The organism is Gilvimarinus sp. 1_MG-2023, from assembly GCF_030548285.1.
Genome location: NZ_JAUOSC010000001.1, coordinates 545753 through 564638 on the forward strand (window position 1 = coordinate 545753; position 18886 = coordinate 564638).

General features: G+C 48.6%; 17 protein-coding genes. 4 read left to right on the top strand and 13 right to left on the bottom strand.

Annotation, left to right across the window (positions count from 1 at the left end; genetic code table 11):
* The first annotated feature begins 175 nt into the window (after positions 1 to 175).
* Positions 176 to 1606 carry a M48 family metalloprotease gene (locus tag Q4563_RS02375; protein ID WP_215977651.1) on the top strand — a complete coding sequence of 477 codons (1431 nt, stop codon included), beginning with the start codon at positions 176 to 178 and terminating at the stop codon, positions 1604 to 1606.
* Positions 1607 to 1661: 55 nt separating this feature from the next.
* Here the strand turns inward: Q4563_RS02375 and Q4563_RS02380 are convergent, their stop codons facing one another.
* The 4 genes from Q4563_RS02380 to Q4563_RS02395 form a co-directional block, all read right to left on the bottom strand.
* Complete coding sequence (locus Q4563_RS02380) at positions 1662 to 4919, bottom strand: putative bifunctional diguanylate cyclase/phosphodiesterase (protein ID WP_303603466.1); 3258 nt, start codon at positions 4917 to 4919, stop codon at positions 1662 to 1664.
* 123 nt (positions 4920 to 5042) lie between these two features.
* Positions 5043 to 5249 carry a SlyX family protein gene (locus Q4563_RS02385; protein WP_303603467.1) on the bottom strand — a complete coding sequence of 69 codons (207 nt, stop codon included), beginning with the start codon at positions 5247 to 5249 and terminating at the stop codon, positions 5043 to 5045.
* Complete coding sequence (locus Q4563_RS02390; protein ID WP_303603468.1) at positions 5246 to 6415, bottom strand: serine hydrolase domain-containing protein; 1170 nt, start codon at positions 6413 to 6415, stop codon at positions 5246 to 5248. Before Q4563_RS02390 ends, Q4563_RS02385 begins: the two co-directional genes overlap by 4 nt.
* The gene (locus Q4563_RS02395) at positions 6415 to 6759 is read right to left on the bottom strand and encodes a c-type cytochrome (protein ID WP_215977654.1); all 345 of its coding nucleotides are present in this window, start codon (positions 6757 to 6759) and stop codon (positions 6415 to 6417) included. Before Q4563_RS02395 ends, Q4563_RS02390 begins: the two co-directional genes overlap by 1 nt.
* An 88-nt stretch (positions 6760 to 6847) precedes the next feature.
* Between Q4563_RS02395 and yciH the strand changes: the two genes are divergently transcribed.
* A complete protein-coding gene (gene yciH, locus Q4563_RS02400; protein WP_215977655.1) occupies positions 6848 to 7174 on the top strand; it encodes a stress response translation initiation inhibitor YciH in 327 nt (108 codons plus the stop codon).
* Positions 7175 to 7313: 139 nt separating this feature from the next.
* The gene (locus tag Q4563_RS02405) at positions 7314 to 7853 is read left to right on the top strand and encodes an energy transducer TonB (protein ID WP_303603469.1); all 540 of its coding nucleotides are present in this window, start codon (positions 7314 to 7316) and stop codon (positions 7851 to 7853) included.
* A gap of 163 nt (positions 7854 to 8016) precedes the next feature.
* On the opposite strand, the gene Q4563_RS02410 is transcribed toward Q4563_RS02405, so the two are convergent.
* The 5 genes from Q4563_RS02410 to Q4563_RS02430 form a co-directional block, all read right to left on the bottom strand.
* Positions 8017 to 9759 carry a DUF4955 domain-containing protein gene (locus tag Q4563_RS02410; protein ID WP_303603470.1) on the bottom strand — a complete coding sequence of 581 codons (1743 nt, stop codon included), beginning with the start codon at positions 9757 to 9759 and terminating at the stop codon, positions 8017 to 8019.
* 143 nt (positions 9760 to 9902) lie between these two features.
* Complete coding sequence (locus tag Q4563_RS02415; RefSeq protein WP_215977658.1) at positions 9903 to 10232, bottom strand: hypothetical protein; 330 nt, start codon at positions 10230 to 10232, stop codon at positions 9903 to 9905.
* A 479-nt stretch (positions 10233 to 10711) separates the two neighbouring features.
* The gene (locus tag Q4563_RS02420; RefSeq protein WP_215977659.1) at positions 10712 to 11410 is read right to left on the bottom strand and encodes a cysteine hydrolase family protein; all 699 of its coding nucleotides are present in this window, start codon (positions 11408 to 11410) and stop codon (positions 10712 to 10714) included.
* The gene (locus Q4563_RS02425; RefSeq protein ID WP_303603471.1) at positions 11407 to 12462 is read right to left on the bottom strand and encodes a putative urea ABC transporter substrate-binding protein; all 1056 of its coding nucleotides are present in this window, start codon (positions 12460 to 12462) and stop codon (positions 11407 to 11409) included. Before Q4563_RS02425 ends, Q4563_RS02420 begins: the two co-directional genes overlap by 4 nt.
* A gap of 81 nt (positions 12463 to 12543) precedes the next feature.
* On the bottom strand, positions 12544 to 13479 hold the full coding sequence (locus tag Q4563_RS02430; protein ID WP_303603472.1) for a LysR family transcriptional regulator: 936 nt from the start codon (positions 13477 to 13479) through the stop codon (positions 12544 to 12546).
* 604 nt (positions 13480 to 14083) lie between these two features.
* On the opposite strand from Q4563_RS02430, the gene Q4563_RS02435 reads away from it, so the two are divergent.
* Entirely contained in the window at positions 14084 to 14671 is a 588-nt protein-coding gene (locus Q4563_RS02435) for a porin family protein (RefSeq protein ID WP_303603473.1), read from the top strand.
* Positions 14672 to 15291: 620 nt separating this feature from the next.
* Here the strand turns inward: Q4563_RS02435 and Q4563_RS02440 are convergent.
* From Q4563_RS02440 to Q4563_RS02455, 4 genes are all read right to left on the bottom strand, one after another.
* Positions 15292 to 16071 carry a hypothetical protein gene (locus Q4563_RS02440; RefSeq protein ID WP_303603474.1) on the bottom strand — a complete coding sequence of 260 codons (780 nt, stop codon included), beginning with the start codon at positions 16069 to 16071 and terminating at the stop codon, positions 15292 to 15294.
* A 589-nt stretch (positions 16072 to 16660) separates the two neighbouring features.
* Complete coding sequence (locus Q4563_RS02445; RefSeq protein ID WP_303603475.1) at positions 16661 to 16915, bottom strand: hypothetical protein; 255 nt, start codon at positions 16913 to 16915, stop codon at positions 16661 to 16663.
* A gap of 95 nt (positions 16916 to 17010) precedes the next feature.
* Positions 17011 to 17637: a LysE family translocator gene (locus tag Q4563_RS02450; RefSeq protein ID WP_303603476.1), complete on the bottom strand. Its 627-nt coding sequence runs from the start codon at positions 17635 to 17637 to the stop codon at positions 17011 to 17013.
* A 359-nt stretch (positions 17638 to 17996) separates the two neighbouring features.
* Positions 17997 to 18629 carry a hypothetical protein gene (locus Q4563_RS02455; RefSeq protein WP_303603477.1) on the bottom strand — a complete coding sequence of 211 codons (633 nt, stop codon included), beginning with the start codon at positions 18627 to 18629 and terminating at the stop codon, positions 17997 to 17999.
* Positions 18630 to 18886 lie beyond the last annotated feature (257 nt).

Genomic DNA, 18886 nt, shown 5'->3' on the forward strand with positions numbered 1-18886 from the left:
AGCAGCCCCAAAGCTGCGGCCATTATCCAGTATGTGTCCGGCAAACGATACCAAAACAGCCCCTAGCGACGAACGACTCTCAAAGAGTTGGCGCCAAGTGGTAAGATATATACAAATTGTACCTATTAATGGCCTTCTAAAATAACCATTCGGACCCGCGGAGTCATTCTGTAACGTGAGAGCAGTTTTTTTTGGCGCTATTTTATCCGTCATAGCAACACCCAACCTGCAAGCCGATGAGTTTAACTTACCGGATTTGGGCGATACGACATCAGGCATAGTCTCTTTACAGGAGGAGCGACGTCTGGGCCAGATGTTTCTACGCAGTTATCGCAGCCAAGTGCCCACCTCCAATGATCCTCTACTACACCATTATCTGGACGCATTGCTAAGCAAGCTGGCCCAACACAGCCCGCTAATCAATCGCAATTTCGATTTAGTCATTACCCAAAGTGCCTCCCTCAACGCTTTCGCCGCTCCGGGCAATATCATAGGCGTTAACACCGGCCTGATGACTCACACCCAAAATGAGGGTCAATTGGCATCGGTTCTGGCTCACGAGCTGGCCCACCTAAGTCAAAGACATTATGCGCGCCGGTTAGAGCAGCAACAGAATATGGCCCTTCCCTTCTACACCGCGCTGCTGGCAAGCTTGGTGATTGCGGCCAGTGGCAGTGCCGATGGAGGGTTAGCGGCCATGAGCGCCACGCAAGCTGCCGCGGCCAACGCACAATTAAAATTTAGCCGACAAAACGAGCAAGAGGCTGATCGTCTAGGCATTCAAACATTGATTGACGCCGGCTACGACCCCTACGCCGCTTCCGACATGTTCGAGCAGATGCTGCGCGCAGCGCGTTACTCACGGCGCCCGCCGGAATTTTTGTTGACCCACCCAGTTACGGAAAGCCGTATTGCCGATGCCCGCGCCCGCGCCATGCGCTACCCCAAAAAATTAGCCCCAAACAATTTGGAGTTTCATTTAATGCGCTCACGTGTTCGCGCGCTTCAAGCTGAAACACCACAGCGAGCTATTGATGTTTTCCAAGGTGAACTCAATGGCAATTCAATGTCAGTTGATGCCAGCCAATACGGTCTCGCCCTCGCTTACAACTTGGCCAGCCAACCGCAAAAAGCGCATAAGGCATTAGCACCTTTACTGCAAAAAGAGCCTGAACGATTAACTTATCGGGTTATGGACATCGACATTGATATTGCCGCTGAACAATACGACCAAGCTATCGAAAAGTTGCGTTCAGGCTTGCGGACATTGCCCAACTATTATCCTTTTAATGTTCGCTATGCCGAAGTATTAATGCAATCTGGACGCTATCAAACCGGCGCTCACTTTTTAACGCAGCTGGTGCGACAAATAAAAGACGATCCGTACCTTTGGTATCTACTCGCCGAAGTCAATGGTTTAGCAGGCGATGTACCCGGTGTTCACGAAGCACGCGCCGAGTATTTTATTTTGATTGGGGTGTACGACAAAGCCATTTTACAATTGCGCAACGCTCTTAAACTCAGTGAAAGCAGTTACCAAACGGCTCTTTTGCAAGAACGCTTACGCTATGTGGAAAAATTGCGGGCCGATATCGACCGAGGCTAGAGCGAATCGCCGAGAATTAGCGCTCTAAAAATTGAGGGGAATAATTTTAAGGACACTAGGAATCGCTGCGCAAACAATGACACCAATCAGACTCAGCAATCCAGTGCTTTATTCCATCGAGATTCATAGGGCGGCCAATAAAATACCCCTGAGCATTATCGCAACCCATGGCCACCAGTCGGTCGAGCAGCTCTTGATCTTCAACACCTTCTGCCACCACTTTAATTTCCAAGTTATGGGCAAGCTGTATGGTGGATTTAACGATTATGCCGTCGCGCTCTGATTCTTGCATCTGACGTACAAACGAGTTATCGATTTTTAAGGTTTGAATTGGCAAACGCTTTAAATACGCCAGCGAAGAATAACCCGTACCAAAATCATCGACCGAGAGCCCTACCCCTAAAGCGTGCAACTCATCCAAATTACGCAGGGCTCGATTGGGGTCAGTCATTATCGCACTTTCGGTGATTTCTAAATCCAGTGCGCTACCAGGTAACCGGTAATGTTCCAACAGTCGGCGTAGCATGGAGGGCAAATTATCATCCAACAGATTTCGTGCCGACAAATTAACCGCCATGGTTAAGTGGCAACCCTGATCGTGCCATTGGCGGGCCTGCTTAATCGCTTCATCCAACACCCAATTGGTTAGAGGGTGAATCAAACTGGTTAATTCTACAATAGGAATAAATTCTGCCGGCGACACAAGCCCCATAGTGGGATGAAACCACCGAATTAAGGCCTCCACACCGTAACATTGTCGATTGTGCAAACTGACTTTAGGCTGATAATACAGAGTCAGTTGATTTTCCCGAATCGCACGCCCTAAATCACTCATCATCGCCAAACGCTTGGGCGAGTGCGGATCATACTCGGCGTTATAAAGCGACAGCCCGCACATGTCTTTTTTGGCCCGGTACATAGCCACATCGGCTTTGCGCATTAAGGTACTAACATCTTCGGCCTGACTGGGCGCCAAGGCCACGCCTATACTGGCGCTAATTTCGGTGGAGAACCCCTCTAAATTAAACTCATTCCGCAGTGCATCCAGAGTGCGGTGAGCAATAATGATCGCTTGTTGTGAATTACGAATTCTTTGCAAAAAGATGGCAAACTCATCGCCTCCGAGGCGGGCAATGGTTCCCGGCACTTCTGCCAACTCGGCTTTTAATCGAGGCCCCACTTGCTGCAATAATTGATCACCCACTTGATGACCAAGAGTATCGTTAATTTCTTTAAAGCGATCCAAATCAATCAGCAACAGTGCCCCTTGCTGATCAGGTTTTCGAGCGGCCAACCACTGCTCTAGATCTTTATATAAACTGGCTCGGTTAGGCAGCTTGGTCAAGGAATCGTGATTGGCTTGATAAGCCAGCTTTTCTTCGTAAAGTTTACGCGCTGTAATATCTTTAGTGGTGCCCCACACTCGCATCAAGTGGCCACCATCAACAACTCCAACACAGGAAATTTGTCGATAAGTCGCGTCACCTTGTTTATTTTTTTGAGTGATCTCATGATCACCCAGCTGATAGTGATTACGGATAAACGTATGGATATCAAAAAAGTAATTCTGTGATCCAATTTGCGACAAATCTGTACCTAAGACTTGCTGTTTATTATCCAACCCCATCATTTTAATCAGCAAGTCATTGCACTGCGACAAACGAGCGTGATTAGCAATGGCCTTGGCTTGCTCATCTACCGACCAATGCAAAGGTATCGGAGGCTCCATATCGTAGCACCAGATAGCGTCGGTGCTGTTGGCTCGATAGGCTTTATAACGGGCTTCAATATCCCGTAAATTTTGTGCCTGCTCTATTTGCTCGGTTACCTCGCTCATGGTTAACAGCACACCACTAATAACACCGCGATCATCTCGCGTGGGCACTTTATCAACACTGTACCATCGGGTGCGCCCGTGCTGAGTAACGCTCTCCAAAGAGTCGGTCTGGGCGATGCCCGTTCTGGCCACATGCATAATTTCACGCTGTCGCTCGGACGAATCGTCCCAACCCTGGGCGTATTCCACAAAGTGCTTATCGTTAAATGCCTGTGCGCCAAACACTTGGCGCGCCGCTTGGTTAACTTCTTTTATCACCCCCCAACAATCAAGATAACAAATAGCAGCGCGCACGGCATTGAGTAGCCGCTGCACATCATGTCCTTTGGGCGTAGACAGTACTTGATCGGAATGAGGGCTAAGTAACTGAGCATACAACCCGGATTTTTGACCTTGAATCTGCAGCGGCAGATCTAATACCGTGTATCTCTGCTCCATTGACTGCGGTGGTAACGCGAGTGTCATTATATCGGCCAAAGCAGTTTGCCCCGCCAAAGACTCTTTGCCCAGCCGGCGCAACGCCATTGCCGAGTGAGCCGAAAAACAATCTAAATCGGTCTGCCTCACGACCTCACTGACACCACTATCAGTCTCACAAGCATAATAAAGCGGGTAGAATTCAGATAGATAAAAACCTTTTTGATTTTTAATGGTAAGAGCCGTCTGGTCACTAAGCACCAAATTGTCAATATTAGCGAGCGAGTCGTGCTGACCTGCCAAGTGTAAATGCATTAAAAAGGCGCCCCCCGACTCTTCGCTCACAAGCGGAATAAAACGGACCCGGAATTGGCCAAAATTCAGCGGCCCGCCGCCTTGCCGAGTTGGGTAGCGAACCACAAACGCGCCGCCAACTTTGTCCGAGCTGACACGCTCAAGAACATCGGTTAGTGCGATTTGCTCAGTAAGGTGGGTATCTTGCAGGAGGTTATAACGATTAATCGCTCGAGCTTGTTGACGCAAGTTCATGCCAAGCAGTTTGCGGCTGGCAGTGTTTAGCCAACTGAGGGTTCCATTTGCATCAAACAATGCGAGCCCATCACAAGCCAACTCCATCACCGAAAGGGTATATTGGCTCAACCCTAAATTACCCGCGTGCCGCCCTATAGGAATGGCCACTCCCTCGGCAATACGAGCATTGATATCACCGGCAGGAGTAAATACAAACAGTAAGGATTGGGGCTGGGTGTCTTCATGCAGGAGGTCTTGACGCAAGGAAATAGTACAGAAACAATCGCTGGGGCTGGCACGATCAAAATGCGCTAAAGTACCGCAGAAGGCTGAGTAATCCTCCTCACTGAGCAAGTCAGGGAGCGGATCAAACAGTATGGAATGCAACTGCTCGGCATCAGTTAGATACAACCGGGTAGTTTCTCGATCAAAGCGCCAAAACCAATTGACGCCAGTCAAGCTAAGTTGATCAGCAGCTTGATTTGATCTGAGCGCCACACCGCGCCTATTGTCTATTCCCTGATTCATCCGTGGGACTAACCCTTTGGCCTTTATTAAATAAGTGTAGTCACTGTATGGCCAATATTAAAGCCCTACAAGTACTCTCAATCACTTATCCATCAACTTGCGGCATCCCGTCACAAACAGTCATTAATAATGCGGCGGTTTTTCATCAACGGCGCCCTGTGATTGCTCGCGCTCAAACATCAGGTCATCGTACTTTTGCGCCAGTGACTTTAGCGCTGCCATTAACGCCTGTAATTGCCGGTCTTGCCGGGCAACCACGTCGTTCAACTCGCTGAGGGTGTCTTCCTGAAAAGCCATACGGCTTTGAATATCTTCGATTTCCTGACTCATAGGCACTCCGATAATGTGCGCACCAGGCGCTGAGCTCTGGCGTCAATCAATAAACTCTGCCCCAGGCGGGCTGTTACATAGGTAAAGCCAATTCCGGTTTCAGGGTCAGCGTAGCCCACACTGCCCCCGGCACCCGGGTGTCCAAAGCCTTCCGGGCCACCGTAACGGCAGTCGTCGACATCCTGCGACAACATAAAGCCGAGGCCAAAACGCAGATGCACACCCAGAACATTATCAACGCCGGCGGTGGACTCGGCCCTAAACTCCTGCAGGCTAGCCGCCTTACCGTAGGGACTATCATCGGCCACCAGAGCGGCGTAAAAGCGCGCTAACGACAGCGCATTGGTGTGCAAGTTGGCCGCTGGAATACAGGCTTCACGCCACACCTGGCTATTGGTGCTGTTCATTAGCGTCATAGGGTTGGTAAAGGCGCGGTTGGTTACCCCGCGCGGGTCCGATTTCATCAGCTGCCCCAGGGCCGCGCTATTGGCCCCCTTGCTGGCACTACCCTGTGTGCCCAGTGGTTTTTTTAACGGCGCAACATCAGCAAGCACCCCCTGCTCTGACTCAGGCACGCCCAAATAAGCCTTCATACCCAGTGGTTTGGTCAGCCTTTTAGCGAACAATGTGGGGTAATCTTTAACACCACTGACACGCCGCGCGACTTCGGCCAGAATCCAACCATAGAGAAAAGGCGAGTATCCCTGCTCTTGCCCGGGCGACCACCACGGCGTTTCGTACTGCAATAAGCTAACAATAGCCGCTGCATCGAAAATAACCGGTTCTTTCACTCGCGGGTGAAACGCACTTAAACCGCTAGTGTGATTAAGCACTTGCCGGGTGGTTATTGACTCTTTACCGCGGCTGGCAAACTCTGGCCAGTAATTGCCTATCGGGCGGTCCAAATCCAGCTTGCCTTCTTCGACCAACTGCATGATTACCACAGCGCATAAAGGTTTTCCGGCGGAAAACACATTCACGCAGGTATCTTCCAGCCAGGGTTGCTCGCCCGCTCGGTCTCGGGTGCCCGCCCACAAACTGGCAAGCACCTCACCATTTTTTATCACGGCAACTGCCGCCCCTTCTTCGCTAAACTCACTAAAGTTAGCGGCAAACGCCTTGGCCAAGGGTTCTAGCTCAGGTTTGTACTGCCCGTGGATTTCCATTATGGCTGCACCTTTGCCGGAGTTTGAGCGGCAAAATAAGCCGCCAGGTTATGGATGTCCTGCTCACTGAGATTGATCGCCATAGAACTCATCATTGGGTTTTGCCTTTCACCGGATTGAAACGCCTGTAGCTGCGCCGCTATATAATCGGCATCGAGACCGGCAAGTGATGGGTATGACGCTATACGGGAAACACCCTTGGGGCCGTGACACCCCATGCAAGCACGCGCTTTTTTGGCTCCCATCGCGACCGGATCGGCCGCTAGTTCAGGAGCCGACGCCTCGCCCTGCTCGCTACAGGCTGAAATCAGCCATACCAGCGTTAAACAGATGATTAACCGCATCTACCCCCCCAATATCGTCGTCGCTTAAGTGGGCGCATTATACAGGTTATAATCCCCCACCAAACGACCAATTACTCAGGAGGTAGCAGTGAGCAAAAATTCACGACTGGTGTACTCCACCGACCAAGGCCGCATCAAAGAAACTGATGAACCCAGTCAGCCCAGCACCCCAACCGACGGGATAATACGCATCTGGAAAGAAAGCAAAGGCCGCGGCGGCAAGGTCGTAAGTATCGTAAAAGGCTTGCCGCTGGCGGGCAGCGAGCTTAAAACCCTCGCCAAAAAACTCAAACAAGCCTGTGGCACCGGTGGCGCCATTAAAGACGGCAATGTTGAGATACAAGGTGACCACCGCAACACTCTCAAAACCGAACTAGAAAAAGCCGGTTACACCGTCAAGCTGGCCGGAGGCTAAACCGCAGTCCGCCAAATAATGGCTCGCTTTTTGCTGAATAGGGATATTAATTGGTCTAACGACGGTTTTATGACGCACCTGAAACAGAGCCCCGTCATGAGCATTATCGACAGCAGCGCAGCACTGTGTGAGGAACACCATGGACACCAGCATCACCTTCGCCATTATTGACAGCACCTTTAAAATCGCCGCCGGGGCAGGCATTGCCTTTGCCAGCGCCTGGTGGTGGCAAAGGCACAACAATGTATTGGGCCCGCGCTCGCTGCGCGAGCAAAAACGCCTGGACGCGTTTGAAGAAATCTCAGGCTTTGTGGGTGAAGTGACACATATATTCAGCAAGTACGCCTCACTGGCGGCAGAATCCGTCGAATACGGTAAGCACTGGCCCGCCGGGCGCAAAATTGAATTGGAGAAGGTCAACGAAGACCTAGTGGCCACCTTCCAAAAAATGGCGGCCGCCGAAGCCAAACTGCTGATGCTGGGTGAAAAGACCCTGGAGAAAAGCCTGAAAATTTACGCGGGGCAAATTGTCGCCTACCGCCGCCAAGTCTATGCCGGGCGCAAAGACATTACCCCCGAGCAAGCCACCGCCCTGCGTCAAGGTGTACTGCAAGCCCGAGAGAGCTTTTACGATATCCTCAGCCGCAAGTACGACAAAGTGCTGTCCGGCGCGGTGTAAAACCGCCGGCCACCTTAACTTACACACAGCACAATTACCGTAAGGCCACAGCCGTCGTGATTCCACAACCGCACCGAGCGACTCTAATCGACACCCCTGCAATCAACATGGCGCTCTAAAATTCGATAGTTACGCCCCACAGATTAGCCATTGTTAACCAGCATCAGCGATTGGGTTTAAAGCGTTTAAACAACGAAACGCCAGCCAATAACATTAAAACCAGCCAGTGCACCGCACCGCCACCCTGCCCACCACTGCCCTGACCGGACGTTGAACCACCGGCGGTACTGGAACTGCCGATACTGCTTGAGCTACTGGCACTGCTTACACTACTGGAAGAGCTAGACGCGGCACTTAAACGCAGCGCCAACTGCGCCTCAAACAACGAACTCGGCTCCACTTCTTCACCGGGCAACTCATTGGCCCCATAAGTGCCCTCTTCCATTGTCACCGACTCGCCGCGCAGTCCCGAAAAATAAGGCAGAGCAAAGGTGTGGCCATTGCGACTTGATGGCCAAAAGTGATAGTGACCAGGGCCGCCCTCAATAATATTATTCCACGCCACAAAATGTTTGCCGTGGTGCGGATAACTTTCATGGGGGCCACCATTGCCATCAAAGTGTCCGTTCACCACATTGTCGAACAGGTTGGCATAGGGGCTACCGGAATGACTGTCCATCCGCTGACCGGGGAACATCGTGTAGCGCAGGTAGACAGTGCCGCAACCCCAGTAACCTAAGCCAGGGCCATGGTGAAACCAGGCGAGGTCTTGACTATCTTTAACCAGCACACCGTAAGACCGGCGGGTATGAATCGAGGTATGACCGCGCTTGCCTAAAAAAGTAATATTGTCGATGGTGAGCGCTGCCGAACCGTCAATATAAATGCCCTGATTCCAATCCTTTAACTCGACATTTCGAATCCAGCCGTTGACCACATTATCAAACCGAATGGCGTTCCAGGCGTAGTCATGAATATCATCTTTATGGTGAACAAATTCTTCTGGGTAGGAATCCCAATTGCCCTTAAAGTGGATATCCTCAATACCCACATTCTCAATCACTGAATAACTGCGCACTGCGATAGTCGTACCATCGGTATCCAATGTGATATGCAGCGGCTCGCGCAGCGTAACGGTATTGCCATCAATGCCAGCAACGGTATGCAGCTCCCTTAAATTAAAGCCGCGCGACACATCCAGCAGGCGCGTCCAGTCGGAGTCTATGCCTAAATCTTCGTAATAGCTTTGCGCAAAGGCCACACTGTTAGTTCTTAAAATAATACGCTGCCCAACCGACAGCGCCGAACCGTCGGCCACCTCAATAACATAGGACTCGCGCGCAGCGTCAGCCGTTACCGTGGTTAGCGTTGATTCGCTCACACTTAAAGGCGAGACCTCAAACATATAGCGGCCGTTATTTACCTTCATCTTATCGGCGAATATTTCCGTGCCGCCAGTGCCAGAGCCACTGCCCTGCAGCACAATATTACTGCCATTGATAAAAATATTTTCGCCAACAGTTTCATTGGGGCTTACCATAAAGCGCCCTGCCGGGAAAAACACAACCCCACCGCCGGCCGCCTCGGCCGCATCTATCGCCGCCTGAATCGCTACATCATCGTAGTTACCATCATTAGCGACCGCACCGTAATCGGTGACATTAAAAACAGCCCAGCTAGTGGTGTCGGGAATATCACTTTCGGAGTAGTCGTAACCGGCATAAGAGAAATCCGGCAAAATAGGCTCAGAACCTGAAGCTTTCGCCGCAACAAAATTCTGCCAAAGCGCCGACTCCACCGCCTTGGCAGTAGGCGCTAACGAAATATAAGCGACCAACAACAGGTCAGCCAGAGCGGCCGCCAAGACAAAACGAATAATACGGGGTGAGGATAGATGATATGACATAGGTAATATTGCTCTTATGGGCCTATAGTCAGTAAAACACCAAACCCATAATAAGTAAATTACTCGCAAAGTGCAGGCTAAGCGCCCTAAACGTAGCGCGGGCGAGACTCAAACTCAGGCCAACAAGGCAACAAACTAACCCGCTAACCCAAACGCTTTTGCCAGCGGCCGTTATCCTCGCGCGCGCAACTCTCCTCACTGTCAAAACGCACCTGGCGACTCAAATCGGCAAGCTCAACCCCCATCGAGTGCAAACCAGTTGCCACCAAACGCCTTACGCCTGTTCGATCAGCACTTGCCAGCTGTGCATCGGTGTCATACACACACAGCACAACCAAAGACGCAGGAAAGTCTTGATAATTTACCCAGTGAGTCAACCATTCAAACCCCGCATAGCAATCCTTCGCCAACTCACAAACCTTCGTCAACTCGCGACAGAGTTGATTGTCGAGCTTTTTATCGGTTTTTTTCATACCATTAACTTTACAATTTTTATTTACGCTAACAAAGAAGACGACTTCAGTGCGTAAGTAACTTCGGGCGTCTCGCCATCCTCAAGATGAAAAACACTCTTAGGCCTCCACGTCTATGCCATTATAAAGAGTCATAGGTTTTACCGTCGAGGTTGTGTAGTCGTGGTAGAGCGCCCCATTACTGAGACGCCCCACTCACAGATCCGGATGTGCCGCTGGAGCAGGGAAAAGCTCGGGTTCGAGCCAAGGCTGAACATCCTTGTCGTCGCATCAAATATCAGCTTGGGAGTAACACAGCCCAGTACTCGACCGATCACGCTATACAGTGGTCGAGCCTCTTAGCTTATCGGCCGTGCGCTAATGATCCGAACAGCCATTATCATAAGAGCGGGTTAAAGCGCTTCGGTGGCATTCTCTCGCGGCGTTCAGACGGCACTACATTTAAAATTGGCAGACGTGTCGCGAGCACCACCGGTCGATCACGTTGCGCTCTGCATCGCATTAATCAATATTTCGCTCGGACCATAGGCCCCAAAAATACCGCCCTCATGGCTTAGGCTATTAAGCGTGTGTTGATGCAATGTCTCATTGGCCGCACCACAGCAATCACTTAGCAACAGACAGTCATAGCCGCGGTCATTCGCATCGCGCATGGTGGATGAAACACAGACATCGGTGGTCACCCCTAATAAAATCAAGTTGCGAATACCCTTAAGGCGAAGAATATGCTCAAAGTCAGTTGCGTAAAAGGCACTATTACCCGGTTTATCGACTACAATCTCTCCCGCATGCGGAGCAAAACCTGGATAAAAATCACAGCCGTCTTCGCCACGCACCAGCAGACGCCCGAGAGGGCCTTCACTCCCTACCGGCGAGTTTTGACGCAAGGCTTTGCGACGTTTATTGTCTTGTAGATCGAGCAACTCGGGACGGTGACTTTCACGCGTGTGGATAATTAAAAACGGTTCTTGTCGAGCAGCTTGCAGTACTCTCTGCGCCGGCTCAATAGCCTGACGCAAATGATCGATATTCTCACCCAAACTGGCAAAGTATCCCTCGTCGGCTAAAAAGTCGCGCTGCATATCAATGACCACTACCGCCGTATTGCTGGAGTTCCAATGGCCCGTTAAAGGCCATGGGTAAGGGGTCGACTGTTCCAGAGCGTTAAACTCATTCATTGTGCGATCTCGGTTAACCACTCGGCATTAAAACGCAACTTAACGTTGGTATCATTGCCGAGAATCGCACCACTGCCGGTTTCAATACCGATAAAACTGGCATCGGGCGCACTTTCACCAAGCAAACCATGCTGAAACGCAAACTCGGTAATGCTATTCATTGTTTGACCCAGTGCATCTGAGGTGACATATTTCAGTCCCTGCTCGGCATTAAAAAACTCAATGGTGCTAAGCTGTGACCTCAAGTCATCGGATGATGTGTTCAACTGCTCTGCCATGTAAGCAATAAACTCATCGTGCTCAGGGTGACTGGGAGAAAGCATAGCCGTGGTCTCGTACCACGCTCCAGCTATGGCTCTACCTAAATTGGGTTCGCGCTCAAGTGTTTCGGTATGAACAATTAACCCATCGACAATTTCTCCGCGAATATCGGATGAATCAAAGACCAACGCTGTATCGCTAAATTGTTGCAGTATCTGACTGAGTTGAGGTTTCCATGTAGCGACAACCTCTGTCGTACTATCGGTAAAAATAGAGCCGATATCGGCATCTGATGTATTCACAATAGTAATATCTCGTTCACTCATGCCTACACGATCGAGGGCACGGGCCAGCATATAATGCGAACCCGACAGCTCAACCAAATTTACCTTCGCTCCCTTAATATCCGCCAAGGTTGCATTTTTGCCCCGCATCACAATGCCATCGCTGCCCACCGAGGTGCTCATCGGCACTACCACCGTGGTATCCACTCCAGAGGCAGCGGGTATGGTCAGTGCGTCAAGTGTAATAGCGACCGAACCGTCAAAAGTACCTGCGGCAAATTGAGTTTGTGCTTCAATATAATCATTGAGCTGAACAGCCTGTAAATCGAAGCCGTATTTATCACCCCACTTCTCCAAAATACCGTGGTCTTGTGCATACCCCAATGGCATGGTGCCAGCGTAAATAGTCCAGGCTATCTTATATTCTTGCTCGGCATAGACAGTAGGTGCTGCGGCCACCACGCCCAGTGCGGCACAAGCTAGCGACTTTCGGAAAATTGTTAACATAGTGTATGACCCTTGAGGTAATAATCGTTAAAGCCACTGTAGCGCCGAACACTGAGTCATAAAATGACAAATTGGACCTGTTTACTTGTTCATTTTTGCATGTGTCGCCGCGTTTAACACCGTCAGTGCTGTAGCAATAATGGGCCGGTCCTTGTCTTCTCCACGGCGATAAGCCAGCGCCATGGTCGAAACTCGCTTAATTTGATTGGGCAATATCGGCGTGAGGCGCCCTTCGCTAACAAAAGGCGCAGCGTACTGAGCCGGCATAAATCCAACATAGCGTCCAGATAGGACTAAAAATGCAATGGCTTCAAGGTTGGCGGTATAGCTGATATCCCCCAGTAAGTCATACCCGAGACTGCCAATATCCGACTCATTGAGAAAGTTACGCGCTGCAAAATTCTGGTGTTTTAGCGCCTCTTGCAACTGCTGAGATGAAGCACCCTCGGCTTGCAATGTGGCGGCAGGACTCCCAGGAGCGGCGTAGAGATAATCTAACTCCTCATAGAGTGCGCGGTACTCAAGACCATCGTGATAGCGCTCAAATATCCCAAGCGCAATATCGACGCGCTTATCCAGCAGGTATTTTTCAAGCTCATAGGGATTCTTTACATATAAATCAATGTGAAAACGATCATCAAAATACTGGCTCAGCTCGGTAATCGCGCGATCCAGACAAAACCGTGACTCTCCTATGATATTGTCAATCACCCCAATCGCAAGTCGGCCCGACCCACGCCCGCCCAAACTTTCAGTGCGATTCTCAAAGGAGCGAAACGCTGCAAAAAGCTTTAATGCCTCATCGGCTACCTGCTGGCCTTCTGGCGTTAGGCGAAACCCTTGTCGACCGCGCTCACACAATGTCAGCCCCAAGCGAGCCTCCAAAGCACTCAGGCTGCGACTGATCGCCGAAGCGTCCTTGTTAAGTAATGATTGAGCATTGGACACGCCATTGGCCTCGATCACTGCCATAAACACTTCCAGCCCTTTAATCGCGCTGCCATCTATCTTAATCATCCCACCCTACTCTGCTGCAACTAACTTTAGCTATTAAGGTTAATAGTACAGGCTAAACGCGGGCAGCGTTAGCCCAGAGTTCCCTCTAGGACTTATGCTCAGCACGGTTAGGGTGACACACTGATGTGGCCAAAAGTTCGTCAATAAAGAACGATGCATTCGTGACCGTGTCGAAACCATGGCTTGGGTAAGTCAACGGATAATAATCAAGCAAGACAACTCCCTTAAACAATCTTCACAAGTGACACCAGAGATCTCAGGCAGGCCCAAAACGTTAAAAGAAAGGCCGTAAACTTGCCCATTGTGGCCTCAACTTTTGCTCGTACTAAACCGCTTGCAAGTGTCATTAAATAATTCATAAAACTTGAAAAAAATTAAACGCCTTTGTGTAACTTTTACCAGAATCTTCAACCTTTTTTCTAAAACAGACAGCACAGCTTTTTACTCTGTACGCATTTCATACAGAAAATCACCATTTATCGCAATTTATACGCATAACTGTGAAACCAGTCTAACTCTAAGCGGTAAAAATTATATTGGCACATAGGTTGCGATAAACACCGCACCCTTAAACGATTTTGTAATATTCTTAGGAGTAGTATCGATGATTAAATCTGTCGTTTCCGCCTGTATTATATTTGCATCCTCAACCGCTGTTCTCGCGCAATCTCATGCTGACAATGGCTGGCGCTTCGAGCCTGAGTTTTCCGTAGGTGGTGGTTATGGTGTCACCACATTAAAAGATGAGGACTTTGACGAAGACGAAACAGCAAAAAAGGCATTTGCGCTGGTGAAATTTAATGAATATATAGGCCTTGAAGGTGGTTATATTGATTTCGATGAATCCAGCAACGAAGCCCTTAATTTCGACCCATCTGGCGCCACCCTAGCGCTATTGCTAGAAGCTCCGATCACCCAAAGATTTTCTGTTTACGCCAAAGGCGGCCAACTGTGGTGGGACGGTGAAGTTAGCCTTAATACAGACCTGGTAGATGCCAACACCGACTTTGATGGCGATGAAACATTCTGGGGGCTGGGCGCCAAGTTTCAATTAGCAGAGCATTTAGACCTTCGGGTGGAGTATGAGCGCTTTAACTTTGAGATAGAGCAAGATGAAGTTAACGTACTGCAGTCAAACGCACTGGATATGGACGTAGATTATGCCAGTGTAAACTTGCAATACACATTCTAAGTCAACATATTTTTGGGGATGGACATTTTTGGTAACTTGTCAGTAAACGCAGAAGCTTAACTCGCCCCAACTCCACACCACATAAATCCACACTATTGATTGATGGAAAATAACGCTCAAGGAAGAGCCATAACCAGCACCGAAACGGTTTACCCTTAAGAGCAACGCATACTACCACTGCGATTCCGTGAATCATTTGTAGACTATATTCAAGCCCAACTTCAAGCCCCAAATAATATTAAGAACCTGAACCGCCGATGCTTCCTCCATTACACGCCGAGCTTCATTCAACTGGTCACTTCTACCCATCCTTCAATTCCTTTTCGACTATTATTTTTCAACACTGCCTCAAGGATTTTTCACTCCCAACAACCAAGCCTAACAACAATGTTAACCTCAGCCGCTCCATATTAACCATATAAAGACTTCATAATGCGCCATAATTTTTATCTGAATCCACATTTACATTTATTCGATAATGTATACAGCTATACATGGATTTACGAGTAAGTAACGCCACGCCATACACGGCGTGGCGATACAAAATTAACGACTCTGACCCTATTGACCAATCAAGCGGCGCTTGTAACGATTAGCACCGAACGACGAGTACTAAGGGGTTAGGAGTCGCACGCTCCTACCCATATGCAGAGTTGACTCAACACGTAATCAACCACCATAACGCCAGCAGTGTCTAGGCCAACAATAAATGCGAGCGCCGCAGGAGCTGTAACCCCCGCAAGCCCGGCAGTGGCAACGACCAGTGCACAATCGGCCGATAAAAACGCCGCATCTGTCCCCGCAATAACTGCCGTAATGGCTACAGCCAAACCATAAGTTGCGATTTTGCAGCCTGCACACTCCCACGACGATATTGATCGCTTATGACTTGGCTGGAATACACTCTCTAAAGCCGCCCCGGTATCTGCAGCCATGGTATTCATTCCGCCGGTTAACGGTGTTGCCCCAGCCATGACCTGAAGTGCCGGAGACGTGTCCGACACAGTGTAATCAATTCGCCAATCTCCCGGCTCCGGATTGATGATAACGGCTGACTGAAGCTGAGATGTGCCGCTAGATTTGGCAGGCCAAACAAGTTGGTTTGGGTTATTAAGGTCTGTCGATACCTCAACGACTGTACCGTCGGGGCGGTATAGCCGAATCCAAGCCCCATCCACACTACCCTCCTGCCAATTGCCAATCCCCAGTGTAAGTGAAGGCGTACCACTCGTTACAGTTACATACTTAGTCCCGGAGGATGAGATTGACTCCCCCTCCACTGAGGCTAATATTAGTTCTGATTTAGTTGCGGTTGACTCCCTTACATCAGATACATTTGTCGCAATAAATGCACTGAACGTACCTTCTATGTCGACTCCATGAACAGCTGTTGTAGTCATTGCTATACTCCTTTATTGGCTTACTAGACGGCCACCTAGAATTAGATGGTTTTTAAATGGCTTTTGGCCGGACAACTATTTATAAAGCTAAACCTGAGTGCAAGAAAAATAGACACGTAGAAATTACACCTTTCACTTTCTCTAACTGTCACCCTCTCATTTAAAATTGTGGATGCTCATCCCATCTATAGATAGAGGAAAATCTTGAAAATGGGATCAGATGAAACTTATGACATAATTATCATCAATTTAACCCCAGCTGCCTCATATCATCCATACAAAGACTTCATAATGCGCCATAAGTCTCTTCTGACCCTACATTTCCTGACTCAATCAACAACAAGTTAACCCCCGCCACACCGTATTAGCCATAGAAAGCATTCATAATACGCCATAAGTTTCACCTGACCCTACATTTATGTTTTATCGGAATTTTTTCATGTAATGAATACTTCAATATTTATGTGCGCTGACAACGTAGACAACACGTACTTAAAACGGCCACTTGGTTGAGCTGTGAAATGTAGGCCTGCCCCTCACTTATCAGAATTCGTTGCTGTAGAGAGTTATTTTTTATCACAGTCGCTTGCTATACACGCTCGAGTCCTTCAGGTGGAGTAGTTGCCATACCAAAGCAGTATGCATCTTCGTAGGGTTGCACTATTGCCCAGCAAGGTTCACTAGTTGGGTATGACCAGTAGTGCGTTGGCACACCTTCAAGTAAAAATATGCCTTCATAATTGAGATCAGACAACTTCAATGCATCATCATCTTCGGGACATTCGCCATACTCAAGATGCAAATACTCTAAAACATCTTCTTCTATGTCATTATCCAGAGTCATAATTTCTCCCGTCGGGATAGCACATAACGCGTAGCTCACCGCAAAACCACAAGATCACTGCGAGCATTCTGTTTCAGCGGAGTTTATTTGTTAGGTTATTTTCCGTATTCCAATGAAGCCATTCGGATGCCGGTTGATATCAGCGTGACACCTGTTGCTTTATTTATAAATGTTATAACCCATGATTTCAGTTTTTGTTTTGCTATTCGATCACCCAACCGACCGAACACGCTATACACAATAATATCGGCCAATAAACAAGACGCGCCCATAAGTAGTATTTGAAACAGTACAGGCTTTGACGGATCAATGAATTGTGGGAGCAGCGCCGTGAAATACATAAGTGCTTTCGGGTTCGCTAACTGGACCACCAACCCTTGTGAAAAGATTTTTTTTCGACTGCTTTCTTTTCTTTCCACCGAAAGCTTAATGACTCCCGATTGGCTAAATAGGGCCGAGATGCCAAGATAGAGCAAATAGACCACACCGAACCACTTAATTACTGAAAACATAAAGTTAGAAGCGAGCAGTAGAGAGGCGATACCTGTGGCCGATAAAGCGAAAAACAGGACATCAGCACTTGCCACCCCAAGCACACCCCAACATGCTTGCCGAGAACTATACGAAGCCCCCTGTGCTGCGACCGTGATAGCAGCCGGACCGGGAACCAAAATTAGCATGACCGTAGTAACAAGAAATATAGAGTAAAGACTTATTTCCACTTTTGTCCTCTTTCTAGCCTAACGAACCTGCAGAAGTACAATTTTCTTAAAGCGGCAATTTATTGGCTATTCTCATTTTATGGATGCTCATCATTTGAGCATATTCGCTTCGGAAATAGATCAGATAAAATAATATGACTCAATTAACAGCAAGTTACCCCCCGCCACTCCACATTAACTATAGAAAGCATTCATAATGCGCCATAAGTTTCATCTGACCCCATTAATCATTGAAGCTGTTATCCTTTCACCACTTGGGGATTTCGCTATATACATAGACTAATGTAAACATAACTCCCGGCTCACGCGCCGGTTTGGAGCTGCGAAGCGGCGGAAACCGGTCGCGGTTCAACCGATGGTTATGTTTTCCTCGAAATGTTGCACATTCTAATCAATGGTGAAAGAGAGAACGAATCAACCACCCCAGAAACCTGAACAAGATCGCCCTTATTAATTGCAAGCAAAACTTCTTTATAGTTTTCCTCGAACACTGCAATGACGTGGACTCCAAAACGTTCCTTATTTTTGGACGCTAAGCTTACCCATAAGTATCTATCTCTCTCCTCACTTACGGAGGAAAACGTAGCCGTCCAAACCACCTTCTGCCCAATATAGTTCTTCTCAAATTGGTCCCGTTGTAACTCTGTTAACTCCTTATCTTTCCATGACTCATAAAATAGATCCATATCATTCAGTAAAGAAGTTGCCTCGACTATCTTCTCAAACTTATCGGCTTTATCCTCTGAGGTTCCTCCCGACATTGCCCTATCCCGGGGGAGGGTCAGAGTGGAGGCCGGGTTGACACTCACCCTTTCCGATTCATTTTTCTGTAGTTCCTTTCGAATCTCTTCCACGTTGTTCTCGAGAACCGATATCCGAAAATCCCGTGGTTTAACAAAAAGCACATCCATGACCTTCCATATACCCGCGACCAAAGGAATTAATCCTACAAGGAAGCTAAGAACAGGATTTTGTTGGATTATTTCCAGCACAAACTGTGTCCTCTATGAAACATAACATTTGTATATCGCGCATGCGCGTTATCACTCCTTGAGAAAAGGGCAGAAATACGACACAAGCTTTTGATTTTTAAGCGATTTAACTTACTTATTAGTTCCAGGAAGGGAGAGCAAAGCGTGCGTGCGCATTATCTCGCACACGGGGTCTTGTTATCTAACCTTCCGATTTGGTTAAGACACTGACTATAAAGGTTTTTTTATATATTGAAAACCGCAAAGCGTGCGTCTGC

Bases quoted from the DNA above. Each gene is read 5' to 3' on its own strand.
- Q4563_RS02380 (WP_303603466.1), bottom strand. From the start codon at position 4,919: ATGAATCAGGGAATAGACAATAGGCGCGGTGTGGCGCTCAGATCAAAT.
- Q4563_RS02385 (WP_303603467.1), bottom strand. From the start codon at position 5,249: ATGAGTCAGGAAATCGAAGATATTCAAAGCCGTATGGCTTTTCAGGAA.
- Q4563_RS02390 (WP_303603468.1), bottom strand. From the start codon at position 6,415: ATGGAAATCCACGGGCAGTACAAACCTGAGCTAGAACCCTTGGCCAAG.
- Q4563_RS02395 (WP_215977654.1), bottom strand. From the start codon at position 6,759: ATGCGGTTAATCATCTGTTTAACGCTGGTATGGCTGATTTCAGCCTGT.
- Q4563_RS02405 (WP_303603469.1), top strand. From the start codon at position 7,314: ATGGACACCAGCATCACCTTCGCCATTATTGACAGCACCTTTAAAATC.
- Q4563_RS02410 (WP_303603470.1), bottom strand. From the start codon at position 9,759: ATGTCATATCATCTATCCTCACCCCGTATTATTCGTTTTGTCTTGGCG.
- Q4563_RS02415 (WP_215977658.1), bottom strand. From the start codon at position 10,232: ATGAAAAAAACCGATAAAAAGCTCGACAATCAACTCTGTCGCGAGTTG.
- Q4563_RS02420 (WP_215977659.1), bottom strand. From the start codon at position 11,410: ATGAATGAGTTTAACGCTCTGGAACAGTCGACCCCTTACCCATGGCCT.
- Q4563_RS02425 (WP_303603471.1), bottom strand. From the start codon at position 12,462: ATGTTAACAATTTTCCGAAAGTCGCTAGCTTGTGCCGCACTGGGCGTG.
- Q4563_RS02430 (WP_303603472.1), bottom strand. From the start codon at position 13,479: ATGATTAAGATAGATGGCAGCGCGATTAAAGGGCTGGAAGTGTTTATG.
- Q4563_RS02435 (WP_303603473.1), top strand. From the start codon at position 14,084: ATGATTAAATCTGTCGTTTCCGCCTGTATTATATTTGCATCCTCAACC.
- Q4563_RS02440 (WP_303603474.1), bottom strand. From the start codon at position 16,071: ATGACTACAACAGCTGTTCATGGAGTCGACATAGAAGGTACGTTCAGT.
- Q4563_RS02445 (WP_303603475.1), bottom strand. From the start codon at position 16,915: ATGACTCTGGATAATGACATAGAAGAAGATGTTTTAGAGTATTTGCAT.